Source organism: Flammeovirga kamogawensis, assembly GCF_018736065.1.
GTDB lineage: Bacteria > Bacteroidota > Bacteroidia > Cytophagales > Flammeovirgaceae > Flammeovirga > Flammeovirga kamogawensis.
In genome coordinates this window covers 1,312,530-1,335,993 of the sequence record NZ_CP076129.1, presented here as the reverse complement: position 1 = coordinate 1,335,993, position 23,464 = coordinate 1,312,530, and the positions used below count along the sequence as shown (strand labels likewise).

The 23,464-nt window shown below is 31.6% G+C and carries 14 protein-coding genes; 5 read left to right on the top strand and 9 right to left on the bottom strand.

The features are described 5' to 3' along the window. Positions 1 to 144: 144 nt before the first annotated feature. The 9 genes from KM029_RS23520 to KM029_RS23480 form a co-directional block, all read right to left on the bottom strand. Positions 145 to 3,231: an Ig-like domain-containing protein gene (locus KM029_RS23520; protein ID WP_144076253.1), complete on the bottom strand. Its 3,087-nt coding sequence runs from the start codon at positions 3,229 to 3,231 to the stop codon at positions 145 to 147. 393 nt (positions 3,232 to 3,624) lie between these two features. Beyond that, positions 3,625 to 4,833, bottom strand: a complete 1,209-nt coding sequence (locus KM029_RS23515; protein WP_144076252.1) for a hypothetical protein — start codon at positions 4,831 to 4,833, stop codon at positions 3,625 to 3,627. 133 nt (positions 4,834 to 4,966) lie between these two features. Continuing rightward, positions 4,967 to 6,361 carry a TolC family protein gene (locus tag KM029_RS23510; RefSeq protein WP_184679522.1) on the bottom strand — a complete coding sequence of 465 codons (1,395 nt, stop codon included), beginning with the start codon at positions 6,359 to 6,361 and terminating at the stop codon, positions 4,967 to 4,969. A gap of 3 nt (positions 6,362 to 6,364) precedes the next feature. Next, positions 6,365 to 9,496, bottom strand: a complete 3,132-nt coding sequence (locus KM029_RS23505; protein ID WP_144076249.1) for an efflux RND transporter permease subunit — start codon at positions 9,494 to 9,496, stop codon at positions 6,365 to 6,367. A gap of 14 nt (positions 9,497 to 9,510) precedes the next feature. Continuing rightward, positions 9,511 to 10,617, bottom strand: a complete 1,107-nt coding sequence (locus KM029_RS23500) for an efflux RND transporter periplasmic adaptor subunit (RefSeq protein ID WP_144076248.1) — start codon at positions 10,615 to 10,617, stop codon at positions 9,511 to 9,513. Between the two features lie 280 nt (positions 10,618 to 10,897). Beyond that, on the bottom strand, positions 10,898 to 11,077 hold the full coding sequence (locus KM029_RS23495; RefSeq protein WP_144076247.1) for a hypothetical protein: 180 nt from the start codon (positions 11,075 to 11,077) through the stop codon (positions 10,898 to 10,900). Positions 11,078 to 11,348: 271 nt separating this feature from the next. Further along, positions 11,349 to 13,094 (bottom strand): sulfatase-like hydrolase/transferase, encoded by a 1,746-nt coding sequence (locus tag KM029_RS23490; protein ID WP_144076246.1) that lies wholly within the window; start codon positions 13,092 to 13,094, stop codon positions 11,349 to 11,351. A 452-nt stretch (positions 13,095 to 13,546) separates the two neighbouring features. Further along, complete coding sequence (locus KM029_RS23485; RefSeq protein ID WP_144076245.1) at positions 13,547 to 14,515, bottom strand: helix-turn-helix domain-containing protein; 969 nt, start codon at positions 14,513 to 14,515, stop codon at positions 13,547 to 13,549. A gap of 10 nt (positions 14,516 to 14,525) precedes the next feature. Further along, positions 14,526 to 15,398 (bottom strand): phosphatase PAP2 family protein, encoded by an 873-nt coding sequence (locus KM029_RS23480; protein ID WP_144076244.1) that lies wholly within the window; start codon positions 15,396 to 15,398, stop codon positions 14,526 to 14,528. Between the two features lie 405 nt (positions 15,399 to 15,803). Here KM029_RS23480 and KM029_RS23475 point away from each other — a divergent pair, with 405 nt between their 5' ends. From KM029_RS23475 to KM029_RS23455, 5 genes are read left to right on the top strand one after another with little or no spacing between them, the layout of a single operon-like run. Continuing rightward, positions 15,804 to 16,586, top strand: a complete 783-nt coding sequence (locus KM029_RS23475; protein ID WP_158631196.1) for an adenylate/guanylate cyclase domain-containing protein — start codon at positions 15,804 to 15,806, stop codon at positions 16,584 to 16,586. 44 nt (positions 16,587 to 16,630) lie between these two features. Further along, entirely contained in the window at positions 16,631 to 17,419 is a 789-nt protein-coding gene (locus tag KM029_RS23470; protein WP_144076242.1) for an SdiA-regulated domain-containing protein, read from the top strand. 6 nt (positions 17,420 to 17,425) lie between these two features. Beyond that, positions 17,426 to 21,043 (top strand): BamA/TamA family outer membrane protein, encoded by a 3,618-nt coding sequence (locus KM029_RS23465; protein WP_144076241.1) that lies wholly within the window; start codon positions 17,426 to 17,428, stop codon positions 21,041 to 21,043. A 5-nt stretch (positions 21,044 to 21,048) separates the two neighbouring features. Further along, positions 21,049 to 22,239 (top strand): Pycsar system effector family protein, encoded by a 1,191-nt coding sequence (locus KM029_RS23460; protein ID WP_144076240.1) that lies wholly within the window; start codon positions 21,049 to 21,051, stop codon positions 22,237 to 22,239. Beyond that, complete coding sequence (locus KM029_RS23455; protein ID WP_144076239.1) at positions 22,239 to 23,414, top strand: adenylate/guanylate cyclase domain-containing protein; 1,176 nt, start codon at positions 22,239 to 22,241, stop codon at positions 23,412 to 23,414. Before KM029_RS23460 ends, KM029_RS23455 begins: the two co-directional genes overlap by 1 nt. The last annotated feature ends 50 nt before the right edge of the window (positions 23,415 to 23,464 follow it).

The following is a 23,464-nucleotide window of genomic DNA, read 5'->3' as shown; positions in this document are numbered from 1 at the left end:
ACTATTGATTTCATCTTAATAAGATTGAATTTTAAATATTGATAATCAATTACTTAAATATGCAAAATGTGATTAAACACAAAAGCCTTTCTATTGATTAATAACCAATAGAAAGGTAATGTATATGATTGTTTTTCAAACCAATTATCTGATTGTAATTCTCTTTGTATACATCTTATTGTCAGTAACTATTTTAAGAAAATAAATACCTGATGAATACCCTGAAATATCAACCTTATAACGAGAAGTATTTGTACTTTTCTCTACTTTATATAACTGACCAATACTAGTATAAATTTCAATTATTAAATTGCTAGTTTCTTTTTGCAATACAATATTAGCCATCCCACTCGATATTGGGTTAGGATAGATACTAATATCCTGTTCTAAATTAGAAATTGATGTATTACCATTCAGTCTTGCATTACTTCCTGATGTAATAAATGTTTGAATTTTAGACCATGATGATAAACCTGTACCATTTACTGCACGCATTCTAAATTGATAAGTTGTACCTTTTAATAACCCTGTTAATTGGTAAATATCAACAGAGGTATTAAAAACACTATCAATTTCTACCCATAAACTCCCTCTTATACGGTATTCTAATCTATGATAAGTTGCATTACTTCCTTCTGTAAAAGCAACTTCTGCAGATGTTTCTGATGGAGAAATATCTAAAACTACAGGGATACCAACAGCTCCAGAACTAGTAGAAATAATTGTTGCCGATGTGGTTACATTCCCATCTAAAGTAGTTACAGTAATTGTAGCAATACCACCTGCTAAAGCTTCAACAACTCCCTGATTATCAACTTTAACAACTGAAGGGTTGTCACTATTCCACAATAACTCTTGGTTTGCAGCTTCTTGTGGTAGAATAGTGGCAATAAGCTGGTGTTTATCTCCCGTATTTAGGTTTACTTCACGCTCACTAAGTGTAATATCAATCTCATTTAATTGAGTTACAAAAGAAACAGTTGCCGACCATGCCGAAATATTGGTATTATTCATAGCACGTATTCTAAAATGATACGTTGTGTTAGCTTCTAAATCAGATAATTGATAACTATCTAAAGCTGTATTATAAACACTATCTGCTATTTGCCAGGGTTTCCCTTCTGCTCTATATCCTACTCTATGATAAGTAGTATTTTTTCCTTCAGTAAATAAAATTTTTGCAGAAGTTTCTGCCGAAATTACATTAGTGATTTGAGGTACACTAACCGCACCATTTGATATTGAAACAACAGTTATTTCACGTATTAATTCACCTTTATCATCAAAAGCAGAAATTAGTGCAACCCCTCCCTCTAAGGCTGTAATTATTCCATTATCATCTACAGAAACAACAACTTCATTATCACTTTCCCAAGACAATGTATTTTTAATTACCAGCGGTTTAACCTCTCCAACATTTAGAGTAATTTCATCTTCTAAAGTTTCTACAGGAGGTTTTGGTATTGGATTAGGTGTTGGTTCTAGTTCATCAAATTCAACATCTTTCACTTTTATAAACTTCTGAGTTGTTACCGATGAACCATCTTCCAAAATTACCATATATACTCCTTGAGGATAAGTTGAAACATCTATTGGTAATACACCAGTAACTGCATTGTGTTTTTCCATTAAAGAATCTACAAGATTTACTACTCTAACGTTAGCATTTGATATTGCTCCATCAATAGCAACCTCCAACGTATTGGCTACTAATCTTTTAGATAATGATAATATGCTTTGATCATTACTACTAAAAAAACCGACGTTGTTATTAGAAGCTGTATTCCCAAAGAAATCTTTTCCACCATTGTTATCAACATTAAAACCGTTTGTATTTTTATTAGTAAGAGAATCATAATGGTTTCCTAAAAGAGTACCAGCAATCGGGTTGTCATCTAAAGAATTTGTAGTACCATGGTAGGCGTTGTTAGAAAACACATTATTTTTACTTGTAGTCATATCAAACTGCATTTCGTCTACCCCATAAAACGTATTATTATAGAATGATGTGTTATTACTTACGCCAAACCAGCTATTCGATTTCACAAATTCCTTTGCTACAGAAGACGGTTTCTTAGGTGTATAAATTGTATTATTATAAATTTGAGCCCCTTCTACAGGTCCTGCAATATGAATAGAAGGTGCTTTGTTTGCGTATTTTTTGCCGTCGGTCCTAAAACCATCTCCAATACTTAAGTTATACCTAACGATTGGATTTGTATTAAAAGCAGTAGATTTAGAGCCATCTGAGCAGATTAGTAAAAATCCTCCTACATTGTCAAAACTATAATTGTACTGAATAACTGTATTTTCACAATTAAAATCAGCATCATAACCTTGGCCATCATGTTTAGCTTTATGCCCACTTACTTGATTGTATTGAATAATAGTATTTGATGAATTGAAAGCCCAAATGCCAGCTGCTGCATTATCATCTGCATCTAACAAAGGAGTAAAATTTCTACATATATTGTATTCTACTAAAGCGTTTTCCATACCAAAAGCAACAATAGCATCACCAGGTATTCTTTCAATTACGTTTTTTCGAATAACAATATTCTTATTTCTAAAAGGGTTTTCTAAACCAAAGTTGTAGTTTCCATAAATTCCATTTCTAACAATATCATAAATATGGTTGCCTTCAATTAGAACGTCAACCAAACGGCTTCTAACAGAGTTTCCTGTATTTTTAACAAGGATTCCTCCACCTTGGCCTTTACCTTTTTCCTGTTCACCATTTACATCATGAATATCACAATTTACTATCTGTGTTCCATAAATTTCACCATAATTATTTGCTCTAATTTCTATTCCATATCTCCCACCTTTTGGTTGTTCTCCTTTATTTGTTACTTCAAAACCATTAAAAGTAACATAGCCACAATTCATTAATTGTACTGTAGAACTCCCTTCTCCATTTCCTTTAATATGTGGTTTTGCTCCGTTTCCATAAGAACTAAAAACAATAGGAGCGGCTTTAGTACCAAAAAGCTGATTAAAGAAAAGCCTACCTTGCCAAACCTGTCCAGAATGAAATAATATGCTATCTCCAGGTTTATACTTCCAACTAGTGCTTTTCACTTTATCTAGTGTTTTCCAAGCCGAATTTTCTGATAAACCATTATTGCTATCTGCACCATTCATATTATCTACATAGTAGGTTGATTGTGCAAAAATAGTTGTTGTACCAAGAGCCAAAAATGTTAGTAAAAGTAATAATTTTATTTTCATAATATTTCATAGTTATTGATCTTTAGAATTTACTGAAATCATAAAAGTCATGATCACTAAACTCTCTCTTTAAGTGTTGATGCTACAATATATAGAGCGTTTTTTTAGAGAAATAACCACCTTTATACCTATAACAATCAGATCTTGACCTCCTATAAACTCCAAAACTAATTATTCATCAATTATTTAAATATGATATTAGAATAATTATATTTTCGAGGACTATTAGTCGAATTGTCTAATTATATCATAAAACACACTCCTGTTTGATAACACTGTACATAAGCTTTAAAGAACACTGACTTATTTGAAAATTCATGTAATAAAAAAAATCCATCAAGTAGTAATTAATTACTACTTGATGGATTAATATATATATGTACTACCTAAAATCTATTCTTCTCTTTGAGCAAGTGCTGCTGAAAATGCTTTATATCTTGATTTATAATCTCTAATAAAGTCATCAATATCTTTTAAACGTCTTTCATATTTGCCTTCACCCAATACTTTTAATTGTGAAGAGTGATAAGATACTTTTTTAAAGTTTTTAGTAAACAGATATGAGGCTGTTAAATTAAAATGTAATCCACCTGCTACTTTAGCATTAATCTTAGCCTTTTTATTCTTTATATCTTTTTCTTTTAAAGATAATTCCCAAGCTTCAATTGATGCATCTAAATATTCTTTTGCTTCAGTATAATCTGCTTCATTTTCAAGTAAGTTATATCCTAAAATAGCATTGTTAAAAGCTTCAGCATGATCAGTATAAATATCTTTTTTAGAAGCCCCCATAAATATCTTAAATTCTGATTCTTTAACTACATAGCCATATTTACTATTTAAGAGAGTGTTTGCTGATTTCATATTGTCTTTAAGGATACTACTTTCATTGCCCTGGATATTAGCAACTCTAGTTCCTTTCCAGTTTTTCATAAGTTTATACTTATCAGTTTCTTTACCATATTTAATAGTTTTATATGTATCTGAATTATTTACAAAACCATCATATAATATTTCTCCTTCTGCTGTTGACACAGTTAATTTAACTGGATTTTTAATCGTATAACTATAATGGTAAACCGAATCACCAATTATCTCTGCTTCTGTATAATCCATTCCTGGAAAAGTAAATTTAATAGTAACAGGAGCATCATCAGTTTCTTTTAAACCACTTAATTTAATTTTTGAATGTACTACAGCAGAACCATCAATTACTTTTGGATAAACCGGTTCAACTGGGTAAGTCCCTTTTCTGATTTCAGATAATTCAGGTCTTTTATCACCTAATAAAATGTTTGAGGCAATTTTAGAACCTGTAGATGATGAATCATATACAGCTTGCTCTCTTCTAAGTGCTGCTAATTCCTCTTCATATTTTGCATCAATTTTAGCTACCTCTTCGTCATATTCCTTTTTCTTTTTTGCTTTGACGTCTTGATTAGTAGCCTCAGCTTCAATTTTGTAGTTTCTTTCTGCTCTAGGGAATGGCTCAGATGGATACTGCACATAGCTAAATTCCACTTTTTCATTTTTCACTTTCTGGGCATACCCTGAAAATGAAAAGCACATAATAGTAGTAAGGCACAATAATAAGTATTTCATAATAAAGTTTGTAAAATAGTATTTAAAAAATAATAGTTGCTTGGTGTCGAATTTAGTAATATTTGTTAATATAAAAAAGACATCCCAATTTTAAATTGAAATGTCTTTTTTATTACATGCAATTAATTATTAATTAACTCCATCCACCTCCAAGGGCATTGTATAATTTAATGTACTCAGTGATTAGATCAAGTTGTCTGTTCACTAAAATTAATTCTGCTTGTAATAGATTTTGTCTTGCAGTAATTACTTCTAAATAATTAGCTGAACCAAATAGAAGTAAATCTTGAGAATATTCAACAGCATCTCTATAAGCATCGCATTCTAATTGTTGGTTATTAATAATATCACCTTGTCTATTAATAATCATAACAGAATTAGAAACCTCTTGTCCAGCCATTAAAATCTGTTTCTGAAAATTAAACAGTGCTTTCTTTTCTTGCGACTGACTAACTTCATATTCAGTTTTAATTTTACGCTGATTCCAAATAGGTTGAGTTGCTTGCCCTAAAACATTAAATAAAAATGATGAAGGAGAAAACCAATTTTCTAAAGCAGTACTTTGAAAACCACCTCCTGCAGAAATTTTTAACGTAGGGTAAAAATTAGCCTTTGCAATATTTACTTGTTCAAATGAATTAATAAGTAAGTATTCTGCCGATTTAACATCAGGTCTATTTTCTAACAGCTGAATAGGTAACCCTACATCCAATTTAAAATCAAAACGATCTGTAAATGTAGTATCTCTATCTAATAACTGCCCAGACTCTCCCATCAAAAATGAAAGTGCATTTTCTGTAATTTCAATATTCTTTTCTACTTCAACTAAAAGAACTTTAGAATTATATAATAAAGCCTCCGATTGTTTTACAGCTACTAAAGTTACTTCACCAGCAGAAAAAAGAGCTTCGGTTACTTCTAAACTTTCTTGTCTAGATGTAATCGTTTTTTCAAGTATTTCCTTCTGTTTATCATAACCAATTAACCTGTAGTAACTAAATGCAATTTGACTAACTAAATCAGATGTAATTGCTTTTTTAACTTCAGATTGTTGCAATAAATTCATACGAGCAACTTCTGTGGTTGCCTTTAATTTACCCCAAATATCAGCTTCCCAAGAAACATCTAACCCAACATTGTAACTAGATATATCCCCTAAAGCATTACCAAACTGACCATTTTGAGTGTTTTTGATATATGATCCGGAAACATTACCAGAGATTGTAGGTAGATTTACTTGCTTACCTTGCTTGAATCTAGATTTTGCAATTTCTACATTTTCTAAGGCAATACGAACATCAAAATTCTGCTCTAAGCCTCTCTCAATATATTGTTTAAGTACTGAATCTTTAAAGAAATCAGCCCAAATAATAGTACCAAAATTTTGCGTAGAATCTACTGCTGTATCTATTCTGTAAAGATGATCGTTATCTACCTGAACAGTTCTTTTATACTCTTTTCGAAGTAAACAAGATGTGAATAGTAAACCAATAAGAATACTATACACTAGGTATTTAATTGATTTCATATTCTAATTCTTTTGATCTTCAATCTTTTTTAAAGGAGTAATTTTTTCTTGAATCCCTTGGAAGAAAACAAACAATACAGGTATAAACAATAAGCCTAACATTGTACCTACAAATAGCCCTGCCACTGCACCTGTACCGATAGATCTATTACCTGCTGCTCCAACTCCTGTTGCTAATACCAGTGGCATTAAACCAAGTATAAATGCAAAAGAGGTCATTAAAATAGGACGAATACGTTCTTTTGCTCCTTCTAAAGCTGCATTAACTAATGAAAGTCCTTCTTGCCTTCTTTGTAATGCAAATTCTACTATTAAAATAGCATTTTTAGCAAGTAATCCCACAAGCATAATCATGGCAACTTGGAAGTAAATATTATTCTCTAAGCCAGCCCAGTTGGTAAAAGCATATGCTCCAAAAATACCAAAAGGAATAGATAATAAAACAGTAAAAGGAACGATATAACTTTCATATTGAGCTGCTAAAAACAAGTAAGTAAATAGAATACTCAACATAAAAATATACACTGATTGACCTGAAGAATTAATTTCCTCTCTAGTTAAACCAGAATAGGCAATCTGATAGTTTTGTGGTAATGTTTCCTCTGCTAAACGGTTGATTTCAGCAATCGCCTCACCAGATGAATGTCCTGGCATTACTCCACCAGTTACAGAAACTGAATTGTACAAGTTAAAACGCTTTATTGATTGTGGTCCATAAGTACGTTTTAGGTGAACAAATTCTGAAATTTGCACCATATTACCTTCACTATTTTTCACAAACATTTTGTCTAAACTCGAAGCATCTTTTCTATCTTCTGGTTTTACCTGCATATTTACTCTTAATTGTTTACCAAAACGAGTAAAATCTGCTACATAATAACCACCAATAAAGCCTTGAAGTGTACTAAAAATATCTTTAATCACTACTTTTGACTCTTTTGCTTTTGCCACATCAATTTCCATTTCTAATTGTGGGAAATTGACATTAAATGAGTTCGATGCAAAACCTATTACAGGGCTATTACTAACCTGATTTGTAAATTCTTTAGATACCTCATCTAACCCTTTTAAAGTACCTGATGATTTATCAAGAATCTGGAATTCAAAACCATCTGAACTACCAAAACCTGGTATACTTGGAGGTACAAAGAAAATAGAACGAGCTGTTTTAATATTAGCTGTTTTTGCTTTTAATTGAGCCATTATCCCCTCTAAGCTTGTTTCTGGAGTTGTTCTTTCTTCATATCCCTTTAATAAAACAAAACCAAGAGCATAAGAACTACCGGCACCTGAGAAAAAGTTAGAACCAGAACGCATAGATGCACTATGAATACCTTTAATATTCTTCATAGAATCTAACATCTCTTCGGTCATCGCATATGTACGGTCTAAAGAAGAACCAATTGGTAATTCCATATTCACAAAAATTACCCCTCTATCTTCAGAAGGAACAAAGCCAGATGGTGTATTCGCATCAAAATAAACAATACCCGCAATAGAACCAGCAAGTGCTAAAACAGTAATCCATTTATGCTTTAACATTACTTGCAATGCTCTACCGTATTTTCTTACAGCAATATCAAAAGCTAGGTTAAAAGCATCATAAAATTTATCTATTAACTTCTTTTTCTTATCTGGGTGATGCCCTTTCAAGAACATTACGCAAAGGGCAGGACTCAATGTTAATGCATTCACTGCAGAAATAAGAATAGCAATAATTAGTGTGACACCAAATTGCTCATAAAAAACTCCTGACGGCCCTTTAATAAAAGTAATAGGAATAAATACGGCTGCCATTACCAATGTAATTGAAATAATAGCTCCTCCAATTTCATCCATAGCTGTTGATGTAGCTTTATGTACATCAGTTTCTCCCATATCTAGCTTAGCATGCACTGCCTCTACTACAACGATAGCATCATCTACTACAATACCAATTGCTAGAACTAAAGCAAATAATGTTAGTAAGTTTAAGGAGTACCCAAATAGATTAAGGAAAAAGAATGTACCTATAATTGCTACTGGAACAGCAATAGCTGGAATTAAAGTAGATTTAAAATCTTGTAAGAAAAGTAAAACAACTAAAAACACTAAAATAAATGCTTCTAATAAAGTGTGTTTTACTTTTTCCATTGATGCTGATAAAAAACGATTAGTATCAAAATTAATCACATATTTTACATCATCAGGAAAAGTTTTCTCTAACCTTTTTAATTCTTCATGAATATTTTCGATTACTTTTTGTGCATTAGAACCCGGTGTTTGATATATACCAAAACTAATACTTGGATGACCAAGAGTGATACTCTTTGAGTTATAAGAAAAAGCATCTAGTTCTACCGTAGCTACATCTTTTAAACGTAAATAACGACCATTACCCATTGATCGGATAATGATATCTTCGTATTCATTTTTATTTTTGAAACGACCTTTGTACTTAATCACAAACTCAAACGGTGAACCAGAGTTCTGACCTAATGCACCAGCTGCAGCTTCTAAACTTTGCTCATTAATTGCGTTTCTAATATCCGTTGTAGTTAAAGAATAACTCGCCATTTTCGCAGGATCTAACCAAACTCTCATGGCATAATCTTTCGCTCCAAAAGCACTTACCGATGCTACACCTTTAATACGTTGTAGTTCTGGTTTTACATGAATATTAAAATAGTTAAATACAAACGTTTCGTCGTAATCTTTATTTTCTGAATAAACAGCGGCATACATTAAAGCCGAGTTTTCTTTTTTCTCTGTAATTACACCATTTCTAATTACCTCTGCTGGTAATTTAGAATTTGCTCTTGCAACACGGTTTTGAACGTTTACAGCAGCAACATCGGGGTTTACTCCTTGTTCAAAGAACACTGTTATACTTGCTCCACCATCATTACTAGCACTAGAAGTCATATATGTCATTCCTTCTACACCATTAATTTGGTCTTCTATAGGCACAATTACACTTTCAAGAATTGTTTCTGCACTTGCACCAGGGTAACTAGCATCTACTGATACAGTTGGTGGGGCAATATTTGGATATTGAGAAACAGGTAATTCTATATACCCTAAAATACCCAACAAAGTGATTACCACAGAGATAACCGTCGATAGAATAGGTCTATCAATAAATTTCTGTAACATATTGAAGGGGTGTTTTATTTAAATTGAACTTGATAAGAATTAAGAATGGCATCCATAGTTGTCTTTTTTGGAATAATTTTGTTTCCAGAGCGAACAACATTTACACCTTCTGCAAGGATAATATCTCCCTCTTCCAAACCTTCTTCAATAACAAGTAATTGCTTTGTTTTAATACTGCTCTTTATTTTTTTTGTGTATAAAGAATCTGATGCTGATACTCTATATACAATAAAATCACCTTGCTGTTCAAATGTACTTTGGTATGGAATAACAAGAGCATTTTTCACCTGGTTTCTCACTAAAATTCTACCACTACTACCATCTCTTAGTGTTTCTTCTGGATTTGGGAATTTTGCTCTGAAAGAGACCGCTCCTGTTTCTTGATCAATACTACCAGAGATTGTTACAATATGTCCTTTATGTTTATAAACAGATCCGTCAGCTAATCGTAATTCTACAGGAGGAAGGTTGGCTATTTTTTGTTTCATTGTCTTTCCTTCTACATCTTTAGTGAAAGCCAAAAAATCTTTTTCGTTCATTGAGAAAAACGCAAATACATTTCTAATATCTGATACTTCTGTTAACGATTCAGTATTTGGACCTACCAAAGTACCTTGCCTAAAATTAATAGAACCAACAACGCCATTTACAGGACTTGAAATAGTTGCGTAACTAATGTTAGCGTAAATAGTATTTAGATTACTTCTTTTTTCTGCAAGTCTTGCTTCTGCTGTTTTAAGTTGAATTTCACTAATTACTTGCTTCTCTACTAACGGACGTAAACGGTCTACCTCCACTTCTGCAACTTCTACCTGAGCTTTAGCTGTTTGTGCTTGTTCAGATAAAGAAGCGGTTTCTATATGAAATAAACGTTGTCCTTTTTTTACACGCTGACCTTCATCAACGTAAACGGCATCAATATAGCCACTAATTTTCGCACGTACCTCACTACTTACTTCCCCTCTAATACTTACAGGGTAAGATTTTACATAATCTATATCTCTAATTTCTGAGGCAACTACTTTATAAGACTGTAAAGGTTTTTCTTTAACTTTCTTAAGGTTATTGTTACAAGAGGTTATGAGTAGAGTTAATAATAATAATTTAATAGTGTTCGTCATTGTTAATCTCAAAAATACTTTAGGTCTAATTAAATAATACAGCAAGATGCTTCATTTAATTGAGCGTAAAAACATTTGTTTCAACTAATATTGTTTGATTAGTAAACATTATCTTAATGTTTGATAAAAATGACAAAAATTTACAAATGTAAAGTACTTAAAATGAGTAATAATTAGCGTTTTTAAACTTAAAAAAGGAGAAAATAATTAAAGAAATACAAATTATATTAATATATACCACAAAAAAAACCTCTCGAAAAGAGAGGTTAATTGTATATTTTTAGCGGTCCTCCGCTTTATTTGCTACTTGATCTAATAAGTATTTATAATGTACAAACTCTTTTTCAGTGGTAGTTGCTGGTACATAAAAGTTGTTCATTAAATTCACCAAATTATTGGCATCTTTATTCTTAGTTAATCTAGCATCAAATCTTGAAGCATTTCTTCCTGAATTTTTCATAATTGTCGAAGTTAAATAATCCTATTTCATCTAAACAAAGTATAGATCAAATTAGAAATGTAATAAGTAAATATTTTCATTTTATACTTTATCGACCAACTCTTATCCTCTTAATACACACTTTTAATAAACTGGTTTTTTTAGTTAGTACTAACAATGATTCCGATAAAGTAAAGAAAATTATAACGTGTAATATACAATAAGGTTTCATAAAAAAATAAAACTGCCAAATAAATTTCATTATTCAGCAGTTTTTGATAACTCTTAAAATCTAATGTGATATCGCAGTCCAAGGATTCCAATCCTCTTTTACAGGAATTATGTGATGAGATGTTGCATACTCGTCATATTGTTTTATCAACTTTTTCATTAATTCAGGTTGTTGTACTTCTAGAGGTCTTGTTTCTCCTGGATCTAAATTGATATCAAATAGATGCCATTCACCATCACCCCACATACCTTTACGAACATATGCAGCCTTATAATTTCCTTCAACAATATACTTATTCCCAAAAAGTTCGAAAGCAACATATTGATCATCTGTTCTAACAGTATCTGTCTTTCCTTCTAAGAAACTTTTAATACTTATCCCAGATGGAGCAACAATCTTTTGTCCTTTGTAATTATCTTTTGGATGCTCAACATTTGCATACGCTAAGATTGTCATAGGAATATCTTTTACACTTGTAAAATTATGTACTTTCACCCCTTTTCCCCTTACTTTATCATTTTTAGGAGGAACAACAATTAATGGTACTCTAATTCCTCCTTCACTTACAAAACCTTTCCACCATTGCAATGTACCCGTTGCTGCATTTGCCCATGATGTACCTATTTGCCAATCTGTATTACCTTCTCCAACATGTTCTGTTGTGCCGTCAAAGTTCTGATTTACCCATTTATTTAATAGTGGATTACTTAATTTACCTCTAAGATCTGTTCCTTCAGGACCGTTATCTGTTAAATATATAATAAGAGTATTGTCTAATTTATTGTTCTCTCTTAAATAATCCATTATTCTACCAATACTATGATCTTGTGAATCAATCATACCTGCATAAGTAGCAAAAACTCTAGCTTGTTGTTCTTTTTCCTTCTGTGTTAATGACTCCCATGGTTTAACCAATGGATTTTTAGACGTATCTGGAAAAGGAGTAGATTGATCTATAATACCATATTTTTTAAGCATCTCAAATCTTTTTTTCTTTACATCTTCATAGCCATGAGTTAAATAATATTCGTAATATTTATCAATATATTCTTTAGGTGCTTGGATAGGAAAATGAGCAGTTGTGAACGCCATGTATGCAAAAAATGGTTTACCATTATCTTTGTCATCATTCATATACTCTAACATTTTATTGGTGTACAAATCATTAGAATACACACCAATTGGTCTGTCGACTAATTGACCATTTTCATAGAATTTTTCTTTTTGAACATCAGGAATCTTACCCTCTTTTAAAACTTTAGCTACTGCAGGATCTTTAACATCCGGAAGCATTACATCTTGATTCCAATGATTTGAGCCTCCAACATATATACCATACGATTTTTGAAAACCCCATTCAGAAGGACCTTGTCCTCTTCCGTGTACGCCTCCTAAATGCCATTTCCCCGCAGTATAGGTATTGTATCCTGCGTCTGATAAAAGCTGAGCAATTGTAACTGTATTTCTAGTAAGATATCCTTCGTAGCCTGGTTTACCTTTTGAACCTGGGTAAACGGCATAATCAAATGCTCCTAAACCTACTTCTATATTATTATTTCCTGTGAGAACTTCTGACCGAGTTACTGAACATACAGGTGTTGCATGAAAATTTGTAAAAGCAACACCTTGCCCTGCTAAACTATCTAAAACTGGTGTATCTATTTCACTACCATATGGACCAATATCTGCAAAGCCCATATCATCACCAACAATAAGTAAAATATTTGGTCTATCGTTGTTTGAATTTTGTGCAAATGACACAACACTTAATAGACTTAAAATGATTGAAGTAATTATCTTTTTCATATTATTTTGTTTGATTATATACTTAGAAACGGGAGGTATATGCTTTAATCTTTCAAAAAATAACTACGTATCTTCAAAATTTAATTTTTATACATAGGTAAAAAAAAGGAAGATTTATGAAGTGAAATCTTCCCTTTTAAGAACAACAAAGTTTATTAGTACAATTCGAAAGCTATTTCAATGTTAAATCACCAACAACTGTATCATAATCAAAAATTTGATTTGATATATCGTTGCCATTTCCAAAAGGTGACAATAAAAATAATTTTGATACAAACGATAAAACTGTAATAATTCCTTTTCTTTAAAATCTTTAATTTATATCCGTTTAGAGGCAACGAATAGAATTTTATTACAGACTTTCAATTTTTAATTTTAGAAAAAAATACCCTTGAAATTATATATAAAGATAATTCCAAGGGCAAGTCAGGTACAAACTTAATAGTAATACCTTATATCTTCTGATATTTCTTTTGATACTCTTTTGGGGTACTATCAAATTTCTTTTTAAAGGCAGTTGTAAAATGGCTTGCACTAGAAAATCCTAATTCAACTCCTATCATAGAAATTGTTTTACTCCCTTCTAATAACATTGTTCTACCTACTTCTAATTTCACTTCATTATGAAACTGATGTATTGTAATGCCAAAAACCTGCTTATATAAAGCTCTTAATCTACTCGCACTTAATCCACACTCTCTTGCAAGTACATCAATAGTTAAATCTTTATCCCAACGAGTAGTAAGGATTGCTCTTGCTTGAAAAACTGCTTTAGTACTTAAAGGGTATTTATTTTCTTCTGCTAAAAACTCTCTTTCCGATAATTTATTAAAAAACTCAGCTGCTAAATGTATTCCTACAGAATGCATTAAAACCACATTATAGGACGATTTTTTTATACTAAACGCTCTCAAAAAAACACTACCTATTAAAGCATTAAATTCTTCAAAAACATAAAAAGGTTCATTCAGATTAAACATTTTTTTTAATGTTTCTGACTCGTTCACTAATTCTTGATAATAATCTTGTCTTAGCCTTACAGAAATAAATTTTACGGGTTTATCTATATAAAAATCAAAATTTAAACTGTCTTTTGAATTTGTTGAAAAAGCACCATTCTCAATCAGTTGTTTTACTTCCTCAGAATCCTCTACTCTATGTGCTAAATCAATTTGTACATTAAAATCAGGTTCTCTAAAAAAGATAGGAATATGAGTATCTGTTTTCTTAAAAAGATCCCCTTTAATAGGAAACTCTTTATGCATTTCTAAATTAAACCTTAGTATTTCAACTCTTTCATCATGGCAAAATCCTTCAATCGAACCAACACCAATCGCATTATCAAAAGTTAAGGTATTATCTTTTAGGTCTCCTTTTAAAAGACTATGCCACTCTTTTAATATTTCTACCTCTTTATTCATTCTAATCTATTTATAATGTCTTCTTTACATACAAACCCATCATAGTAGGCTGCATAATTGGCATAAACGATGTAGCTCCACCATATTTATTTTTCTTTGAACGCAAATGCTTATGTAATTGAGGTACTAATACACCTGTTAAGGCTCCAACTGCACAACCCGTCATTACATCTGTATAAAAATGCTTGTATGCTCTTGTTCTATAATATCCAACAACTGCTGGTGGAATAAAAGCAGCAACATAAACCCCAATTTTTGCACCTGTAGACCACTCCGGATGATAATCTGTTAATACTTTTGCTGCAAAGAAAGTTCCACAAGCAGTATTAGAAGTATGTCCACTAAAGAATGATCTTTCATTATTATTATCTGTCAGTTCATCCATTTCTACAGGAGGATTTCCTTCTCCATGCATATATGTTATCGGTCTATATCGTCTAAAGATACCAGGTCCTAGATAGTTGTAAATATTTACGGCTATCATTTGAGTTTCTAAATACATTAAAGAAACCTCTAACCAATCTTTTCTAATTGCAGGATCTATAAATAATGCAAATGGTAAAGCTACAGAAACATAAAGCCCCCAATCTGTAAAATTATGAGAATCTTCTCTATGATCTACAGAATAATTAAAGACGTTTCTATCAAAAGAATTAACGTTGTTTATATCTAATTTTAATACCTCTTCCTGACTAATAGAAGGTCTATTATTTAGCATTTTAATACCAAGGTAATTCGCTAAAAGTCCTGCTGCTGCAATACTTGCGGTTGTCACAGGTGGTGCATAATAAACTTTTGATTTCGATTTGTACCACTTTAACGAATCCTGTGAATAAGAAACTGTACTTGAAAAAATAAAAAGAATGAAGAGTATTCTAACCATAGTGAATTTTATATAAAAAGAGAATGTTGGTATCTAAATTATCAAAAAATTATTCAAAGAACTAGAAGCTCAATGAAATTGTTGTAAATTAAATACATAACCCAACACATAAATACTATGTTCTTAAAGTTTAAGAGTAACTATAGACGAAAGAAATACTTTAAGGGATGGAGACTTTCCTTTGTTGCATGGTATATATGCATATTCCTATTTTTTTCAATTAAGGTTGATACTATTCAATCTTTTATTGAACATAATATTATACCAAGGGATTCAATTAATGTTTTATCCGTTTTCCCAATGTTTTTAGTTACAGGAATTTTTTCATTTATTTTTTGTTCAATAAGCTGGAACTCCTACTTTTTTCTAGAATTAAAATCCAAGTTTTGTATTTATAAAAAATCTTTGATTAACCTGTTATTACTTGTTTTTACATTCTCTTTTTTACTACTTTTTGGTGAGTTATTTACAAGTATAATGTATGATAAAGGGCTTATCTTTCAAAAAGAAATTTCTTTCCGTTCCATTTTCATATTTCTATGTTATTGTATTGTTATAGGCACGTTTATTAATAGTATTTTTCAGTTAAAAGATATTCTTGGGCCGGAACTCTTCTCTTCTATTCTTAAAGGAAATTATCACCACCCAAAAGAAGAAGATAGAATTTTCATGTTCTTAGATCTTAATAATTCTACAAGTATTGCAGAAGAAATTGGACATACACAATACAGTAAGTTTATACAACAAACGTTTAAAACCATTACAGATTCTATTGCAAATAATGATGCTTCTATTTATCAATATGTTGGTGATGAAGTAGTACTTACCTGGAACACAGAACACGGGATTCAAGATAATAAATGTGTTCAAGTGTTTTACGATATAAAAAAAGCAATTGAAAAAAGACGTGATTATTTCATGAATAATTTTGGTAATCTTCCAACATTTAAAGCTGGTATTCATACTGGTATCGTTTCGTCTATCCAAATTGGTATAATTAAAAAAGAGATTGCCTATCATGGAGACGTTCTCAATGCTACAGCAAGAATACAATCTGAGTGTAAAAACTTAGGAGTACCTATTCTTATTTCAAACAGCTTATCTAAGAAAATAGGTTTGAAACTACCTCCATTAGCAGAAATTAAATTAAGAGGACGAAAATCTTTAATGAAACTTTACACTGTTTAGAAGTATTTTTAGTTATTTTGAAAGTTCAATTAACTTCATCGTCAATGACTTCAAAAAAACACCTTATAATTTTAATTTTGTTCTTTAGTAACGTACTTATTTCTTGTGCACAAAGTTCAGATAATCATAGCCCTTTTTCAACCCCAAAAGAAAAGTGGGTAATGCCTACTAAATTAGAAGAAATTTCTGGATTAGCTTGGCATTCAGAAAATACATTAGCTTGTGTAAACGATGAGAAAGGGAATATCTATTTATATGACCTTGTTAAGAAAGAAGTCACTAAAAAAATCAAATTTGGTAAAGATGCAGATTACGAAGGGATTACTTACAGAGCACCCTACTTTTATGTAATCAGCAGCAAAGGGAAGTTACATATTGTAAACGAAAAGACCCAAGAAGTCACAAAAATACAATTACCTTTTACAATAGATAATGATATTGAAGGACTTTGCTTCTATGATCAATCACACCTATTAGTTGCTTTAAAAGGAAAAGGTGGTATTAATGGAGAAAAAGCTGACTATAAGGCAATTTACAAAGTCAATATGGAAGATTATAATGATGTATCATTAGCATTTACCCTTCCTAAAGGGAATAAACTTAGTCCTTCTGCAGTTTATTTCGATCAATCAAAACAACTTGTATACGTATTGTCTCATCGTTCTGGAGAACTATTTATAATTAATGCTACATCAAAAGAAATTATAAATACGCATAATTTACCAAGAAAAAATTTCCCTCAACCAGAAGGCATCTGTATTTCTCCAAATGGTAGATTATTTATATCTACAGAAAAAGGTGATCAATTTTCTGCTCGTATCCTAGAATTCTAAGCAAACATGAAATATATATTCCTATTTTTGATTTCTGTACTTACAACAACAATAAGTAATGCACAGGATCAAACAATTTATTTAATTGGTGATGCTGGCTTGGCCACTTTAGAAGACCCTACACTTTTACATTTTTTTAAACAAATTGATCTAAATGACAACCAAAGTACAGTTGTATTTTTAGGGGATAACATTTATCCTCATGGATTAATGAACACTGCTGAGAAAGGAAGAAGTGAAGGAGAAGAAATTCTTAAAGCTCAACTACTACCATTACAGAACTTTAAAGGAAAAACATTCATGATTCCTGGTAATCATGATTACAATAGAGGGAAAAAGAATGGTTTAGAACGTTTAAGAAATGAAGAAACCTACGTTAATTCTATTTTAGGAGATTCTACCTTTGCTCCTGCAAATGGATGCCCCGACCCTGTTGAAGTAGCACTTTCTGAAGAAGTCACACTTTTAATTCTTGATACACAATGGTTACTTTTTGACTATCAAGAAACGGCCGAATATAATGGTTGTAATTATCATTCAACAGATGAGCTTCTTGTTGGTTTACAAGATATTATTGCTAGAAATAAAGATAAAAAATTAATAATAGCTGGGCATCATCCAGTATATTCTTATGGTGAACACGGTGGGCATTTTTCGGCTAAAGACCATCTATTTCCATTAACATCATTTAGTTCTTGGGCCTATGTTCCTCTTCCTGTAGTAGGTTCAATTTATCCATTAGCAAGAAAAGCAGGTGTCAATAGGCAAGATATTGGTAATCAACACTACCAGAAAATAAGTAGTGCATTTGAAAACATCTTCCAAAAGCATAAAAACCTTATTTATGCAAGTGGTCATGAACATGCTTTAGAATATATCAAAAAAGACAACGTACATTATGTTGTTTCTGGAGCAGGATCAAAATCAACCCCCGTTAAAAAAGGAAAATATGCTGAATTTGTTGGAAATACAAAAGGGTTTTCAAAAATCGAAATAAAAGAAAGTGGAGAAACAACAATTACATTTTTCAACGCAGAAAAAGAAATTTACTCTACATCATTTCAGAATACAATAGTAGATAAATCGGCACCTATTGTTCTAATTGATTTTCCTGATAGTGTTACGGTTCCTGCAAGTTTACAATACAGCTCTACAATAAAGCACGAAAAATGGATGGGTGCTAATTATAGAAAAGAATGGGAAACACCTGTCAAAATGCCTGTTTTTAATTTATCTAAGGTAAAAGGAGGATTAAAAATTGTTCAGAAAGGTGGCGGAATGGCTACATTATCTTTTCGGTTAGAAGATAAAGAGGGCAACCAATATACGCTAAGATCTATTGATAAAAACCCAGTAAAAGCAATTCCAGATGAATTAAAAGAAACTGTTGCAAAAGCTGTTGTACAAGATCAGATTTCTGCGGCACATCCTTATTCTCCACTATCTGTTCCTACAATGGCAGATGCTATTCATATCTACCATGCAAACCCTAAAGTAGTATATGTAGAAAATGACCCTCAGTTTGGGATATACCAAGAATTAGCGGCTAATAAAGTCTTTATGTTTGAAGAACGTCCGTCTAAAAATACAGGAAAAGTTGAAAGCTTTGGTAATGCGAAGAAAATCTATTCTACAATAAAGACTGTAAAAAAATTAAAAGACGATAATGACGATAGTATTGATTATAAATTTACACTTCGTTCAAGATTGTTTGACATGCTGATTGGTGATTGGGATAGGCACGATGACCAATGGAGATGGGCTGCTTTTGAAGGTAAAAACGGTAGAATTTTTAGACCAATACCAAGAGACAGAGATCAAGTATTTTTTGTAAATGAAGGTAGAATACCAAATATAGCTTCGCATAGATGGATAATGCCAAAATTTGAAGGTTTTGATGATGAGATGAATTGGGCTCCTGGCTTTAACTTTAATGCTAGGTATTTTGACCGTTATTTCTTAGCTCAAGCTGATAAAGAAGATTGGGATGAAGCTGTTGCTTATATTCAAGAACACCTTACTGATAGTGTTTTTGAAGAAGCATTAACACATATACCTAAAGAGGTAAGTGCATATAGTAACAAAGAAATTCTTGAAATTTTAAAAGCAAGAAGAGCACAGTTACCTCAAATTGCTAATGAGTATTACTTACATTTAGCAAAACGTGTTTCTGTGTTAGGAAGCGATAAAAATGAGCAATTTAAAATTGAAAGATTAGATAACGGACACACCAAAGTAACGGTTAGAAAAATAAGTAAAAAGGGGAATATCAAACATAAAATTTATAAAAGAACATTTGATCCTAAAGTAACTAAAGAGATTCGTATTTACGGGTTTAAAGGAACAGATCAATTCCTATTTGAAGGAACTGCAAAAAGTAAAATTAAAGTACGTGTAATTGGTGGTAATGGTGTTGATACAATAGATGATGAAACCAATAGAAAAGCCTCTAAAAATATTCTCCTTTACGACACAAAAGACTCGACAATAATTACACATAAAGGTGGTTCTATCACAAAAAGGTTATCCAATAAACCTAGCGTAAATGATTATGATCGAGCAGATTTTAAATTCAACTCTTTATTACCAATTCTTTATGGCGGTTATCTTCCAGATGATGGGTTATTAATTGGGGGTGGTTTTATTTTTACATCACATCGTTTTAGAAAAACACCTTTTGCATCTAAACATCAGTTATATGGAGCGTTATCTACAAATGTAGCTGCTTTTAAATTAAAATATAAAGGTCAATTTACAGACGTATTAGGAAATACAGATTTTATCATAAATGCAGTATTAAGATCGCCTACTAACTCCAATTATTTTGGTTTAGGAAATGAATCTTCTTATGATAAATCAAAAGGTCATGATTATTACCGTTTCTTATTTACAAAACATATTATTCAACCAAGTCTCCTATTTGATTTCACTAAAACTGTAAACCTTAGTGTAGGAGCATCTTATATATACACAGATATTGTTGATGGAAGATATTTTGATGACAGGTATTTTGATGAATCTGGTGATGCCGCTTTTATAGATGATCCTTACAGTGCATTTAATTACCTAGGTGCTCAATTTAGTTTTAAGATTGATAAAAGAAACAACACTGCATTACCTAAAAATGGTGGGTATTTTAATTTGACAGGTAACGCATCAAAAAACATAAATAACGATTCGCTTAATTATTTAAATATTGGCGGCACTTTTGAATATTATTATACGATAAAATTACCCACAGACCTTACTTTTGCGTATAAACTAGATGCAGCTTCCAACTTTGGTGATTATCACTACTTGATGTCAAGTAAAATTGGTGGTAATAAGAGTTTAAGAGGATTTAGAAGAGACCGTTATTATGGAAGGTCTTTTGTAGTAAATAGTTTCGATGCAAGATTAGATATATTTAAATTTAAAAATAGTATTTTGCCGATGACTTTCGGTGTTCTAGGGTTTTATGATATTGGTCGTGTTTGGATTGATAACGAAACCTCTACTTCTTGGCACGAAGGTTACGGAGGAGGATTATATGTTGCTCCGATTGATAAGATCGCATTTTCAGCTATACTAGGAGCTTCTGATGAAGAGGTTGATGTCTACTTGAATATTGGATTTAGCTTTTAATTATTATGGATAACTACAACGAACTTGTACTTCTTACAAAAGAATATGCAAGTAAACATATAACAGATTTACCGTTTCATAATATGACGCATACAGAAAATGTTGTGCGTGCTGTTCGTGAAATTGGTGAGGCAGAAAATTTAAGTGAGAAGGAAATTCAATTATTAGAAATTTCTGCATGGTTTCATGATACTGGATATACATCTGAAGACTGTAGTAACCATGAAAGTTGCAGTGCTTCCCTTTCTTTTGATTTTCTGAATAACAAATTAGAAGAGCCTGACCTAGAGATAATCAAGGGTTGTATAATGGCTACTAGAATTCCCCAAACGCCAAGAAACTTATTAGAACAAGTTATGTGTGATTCCGATCTTTCACACTTAGGAACATCTAATTTTAATGCGTATTCTGAAGCACTTAGAAAAGAAAAATCTGTTGTTGCTAAAGAAGGAGGTATTTCTAAATCGCAATGGTTAGTTATGAACTTGCATTTCTTGGCCGAACATAGATATTTTACGAATTACGCCAGACAACACTTCCAACCAAAAAAAGCTGAAAATATCGCTACTATAAAATCCGATTTATCGGCAGTTATGGAAGAGAAAAAAGAGCAAAAGGAAAAGAAAAAAAAGCAGAAGAAAGAGCTAAAAGAAAAGAATGTAGAAACCCCTTTGCTTAAAGAAAAGCCAAGAAGAGATATTGAGGAAATGCATGGTGTTCTTGCCCGAAACCAATTAGGGTTAAGTTCTATTGCCGATAGAAAAGCAAGTATCTTACTTTCTATCAACTCTATTATTACATCTTTTGCCATTGGTTATTTATTTAGAAAGATTGAACAAGTTCCTGAACTTATGATGCCTTCCGTAATTTTAGCAATTACAGGTTTGGTTTCAGTCATACTAGCTGTTTTAGCTACGCGACCTAACGTCAATAAAAATCCAAAGAAGAAAAAAGAAGAAGTTAATTTATTGTTTTTTGGAGACTTTGTTGATCTCTCTTTAGAGGAGTATCAGTCATTATTTAGAGATAAGACAAAAACACCTCAACAGATTTATGATCAGCTAGCAAAAGATTCTTACTTTTTGGGTAAAGTACTTGATATAAAATATAGAAAAGTAAGAGCTGCATTTAATTTCTTTATGATTGGTATCACAATATCTGTATTATCCTTTATTGTCACTTTTGCAACTATCTAATGGAGCGTTTAAAGAATAAATATATACTTGAAAAATATGTAAAAGGACTTCTCCTTTCATATGTAGGGTGGTATTTCTTTAATGCATTGTACTTAATTATACGCTATGATGCATTAAATTTCTACGCAAACTACATGGGTGAGAATGACTATTTTATTATTCATGAACAACTACGTTTTGCATTTATAGCAAATGGAATACTTGCTTTTATTCTTAGTTGGTTTTCGTGGAATTTTTATTTCTTTTTAGAAAGAAGGGCCAAAACAAAAGTAGTTAAGAGGTTATCATTAGGGTTATTTACGGCTATAGTTGTTACTTGTATTCTCTTCTTCTTAGGAGATTATATTGGTGAAAACATGTATCCAGATGGTTTTCCCTACTTTAATGAATTAACACAACAGAGTTTTATTATTTACGCCATTTATGTTTTAACGGCCACTGCATTATTAAACTCCGTTTTTCAGCTTAAAGATATTTTAGGACCAGAATTGTTTAAATCTGTTTTAAGAGGTAACTACTATACACCTAAAGAAGAGAACAGAATTTTTATGTTTATGGACCTATATAATTCTACAACGATTGCAGAATCTTTAGGACATATGAAATACAGCATGTTAATTCAAGAATGCTACCGTACAATGACTGATGCTATAAGCCACAATAAAGCATCGGTTTATCAATATGTAGGTGATGAAATTGTATTGACATGGTTAACTGAAAAGGGGATAAAAAATAATAGATGTATTCGCCTATTCTTTGATATTGAAGCTACTTTAAAAAGTAGATCTGAATATTTTATGAAAGAATTTGGAGTTGTACCCGAATTTAAAGCAGGTATACACTCAGGAGTTGTTGCAACCTCACAAATTGGAGTAATAAAAAGAGAAGTCGCTTACCACGGAGATACGGTAAATGCGACATCTCGTTTACAAGAAAAATGTAAGGAGTTAGGCGTTTCAATGCTTGTTTCTGATGCACTTGCAGCTAAACTTGATTTATCTATGAAAGATATGGGAACGCACAAGTTTAGAGGAAAACACCATTCGATTAAAGTCTTTACTGTAGACAAATCTAATGTGCCCAATACTACTAAATTTACTGCAGAGTGTCCATCAATAGGCTTGTTTGCTCCATCTCCAAAACCACAATTTAACCCTAATCCTATCAAAAGGTAAGTTGAAAAGTAGTTTTCAAAACCTCCTAATTAGTAACTAAGCTAACTAGG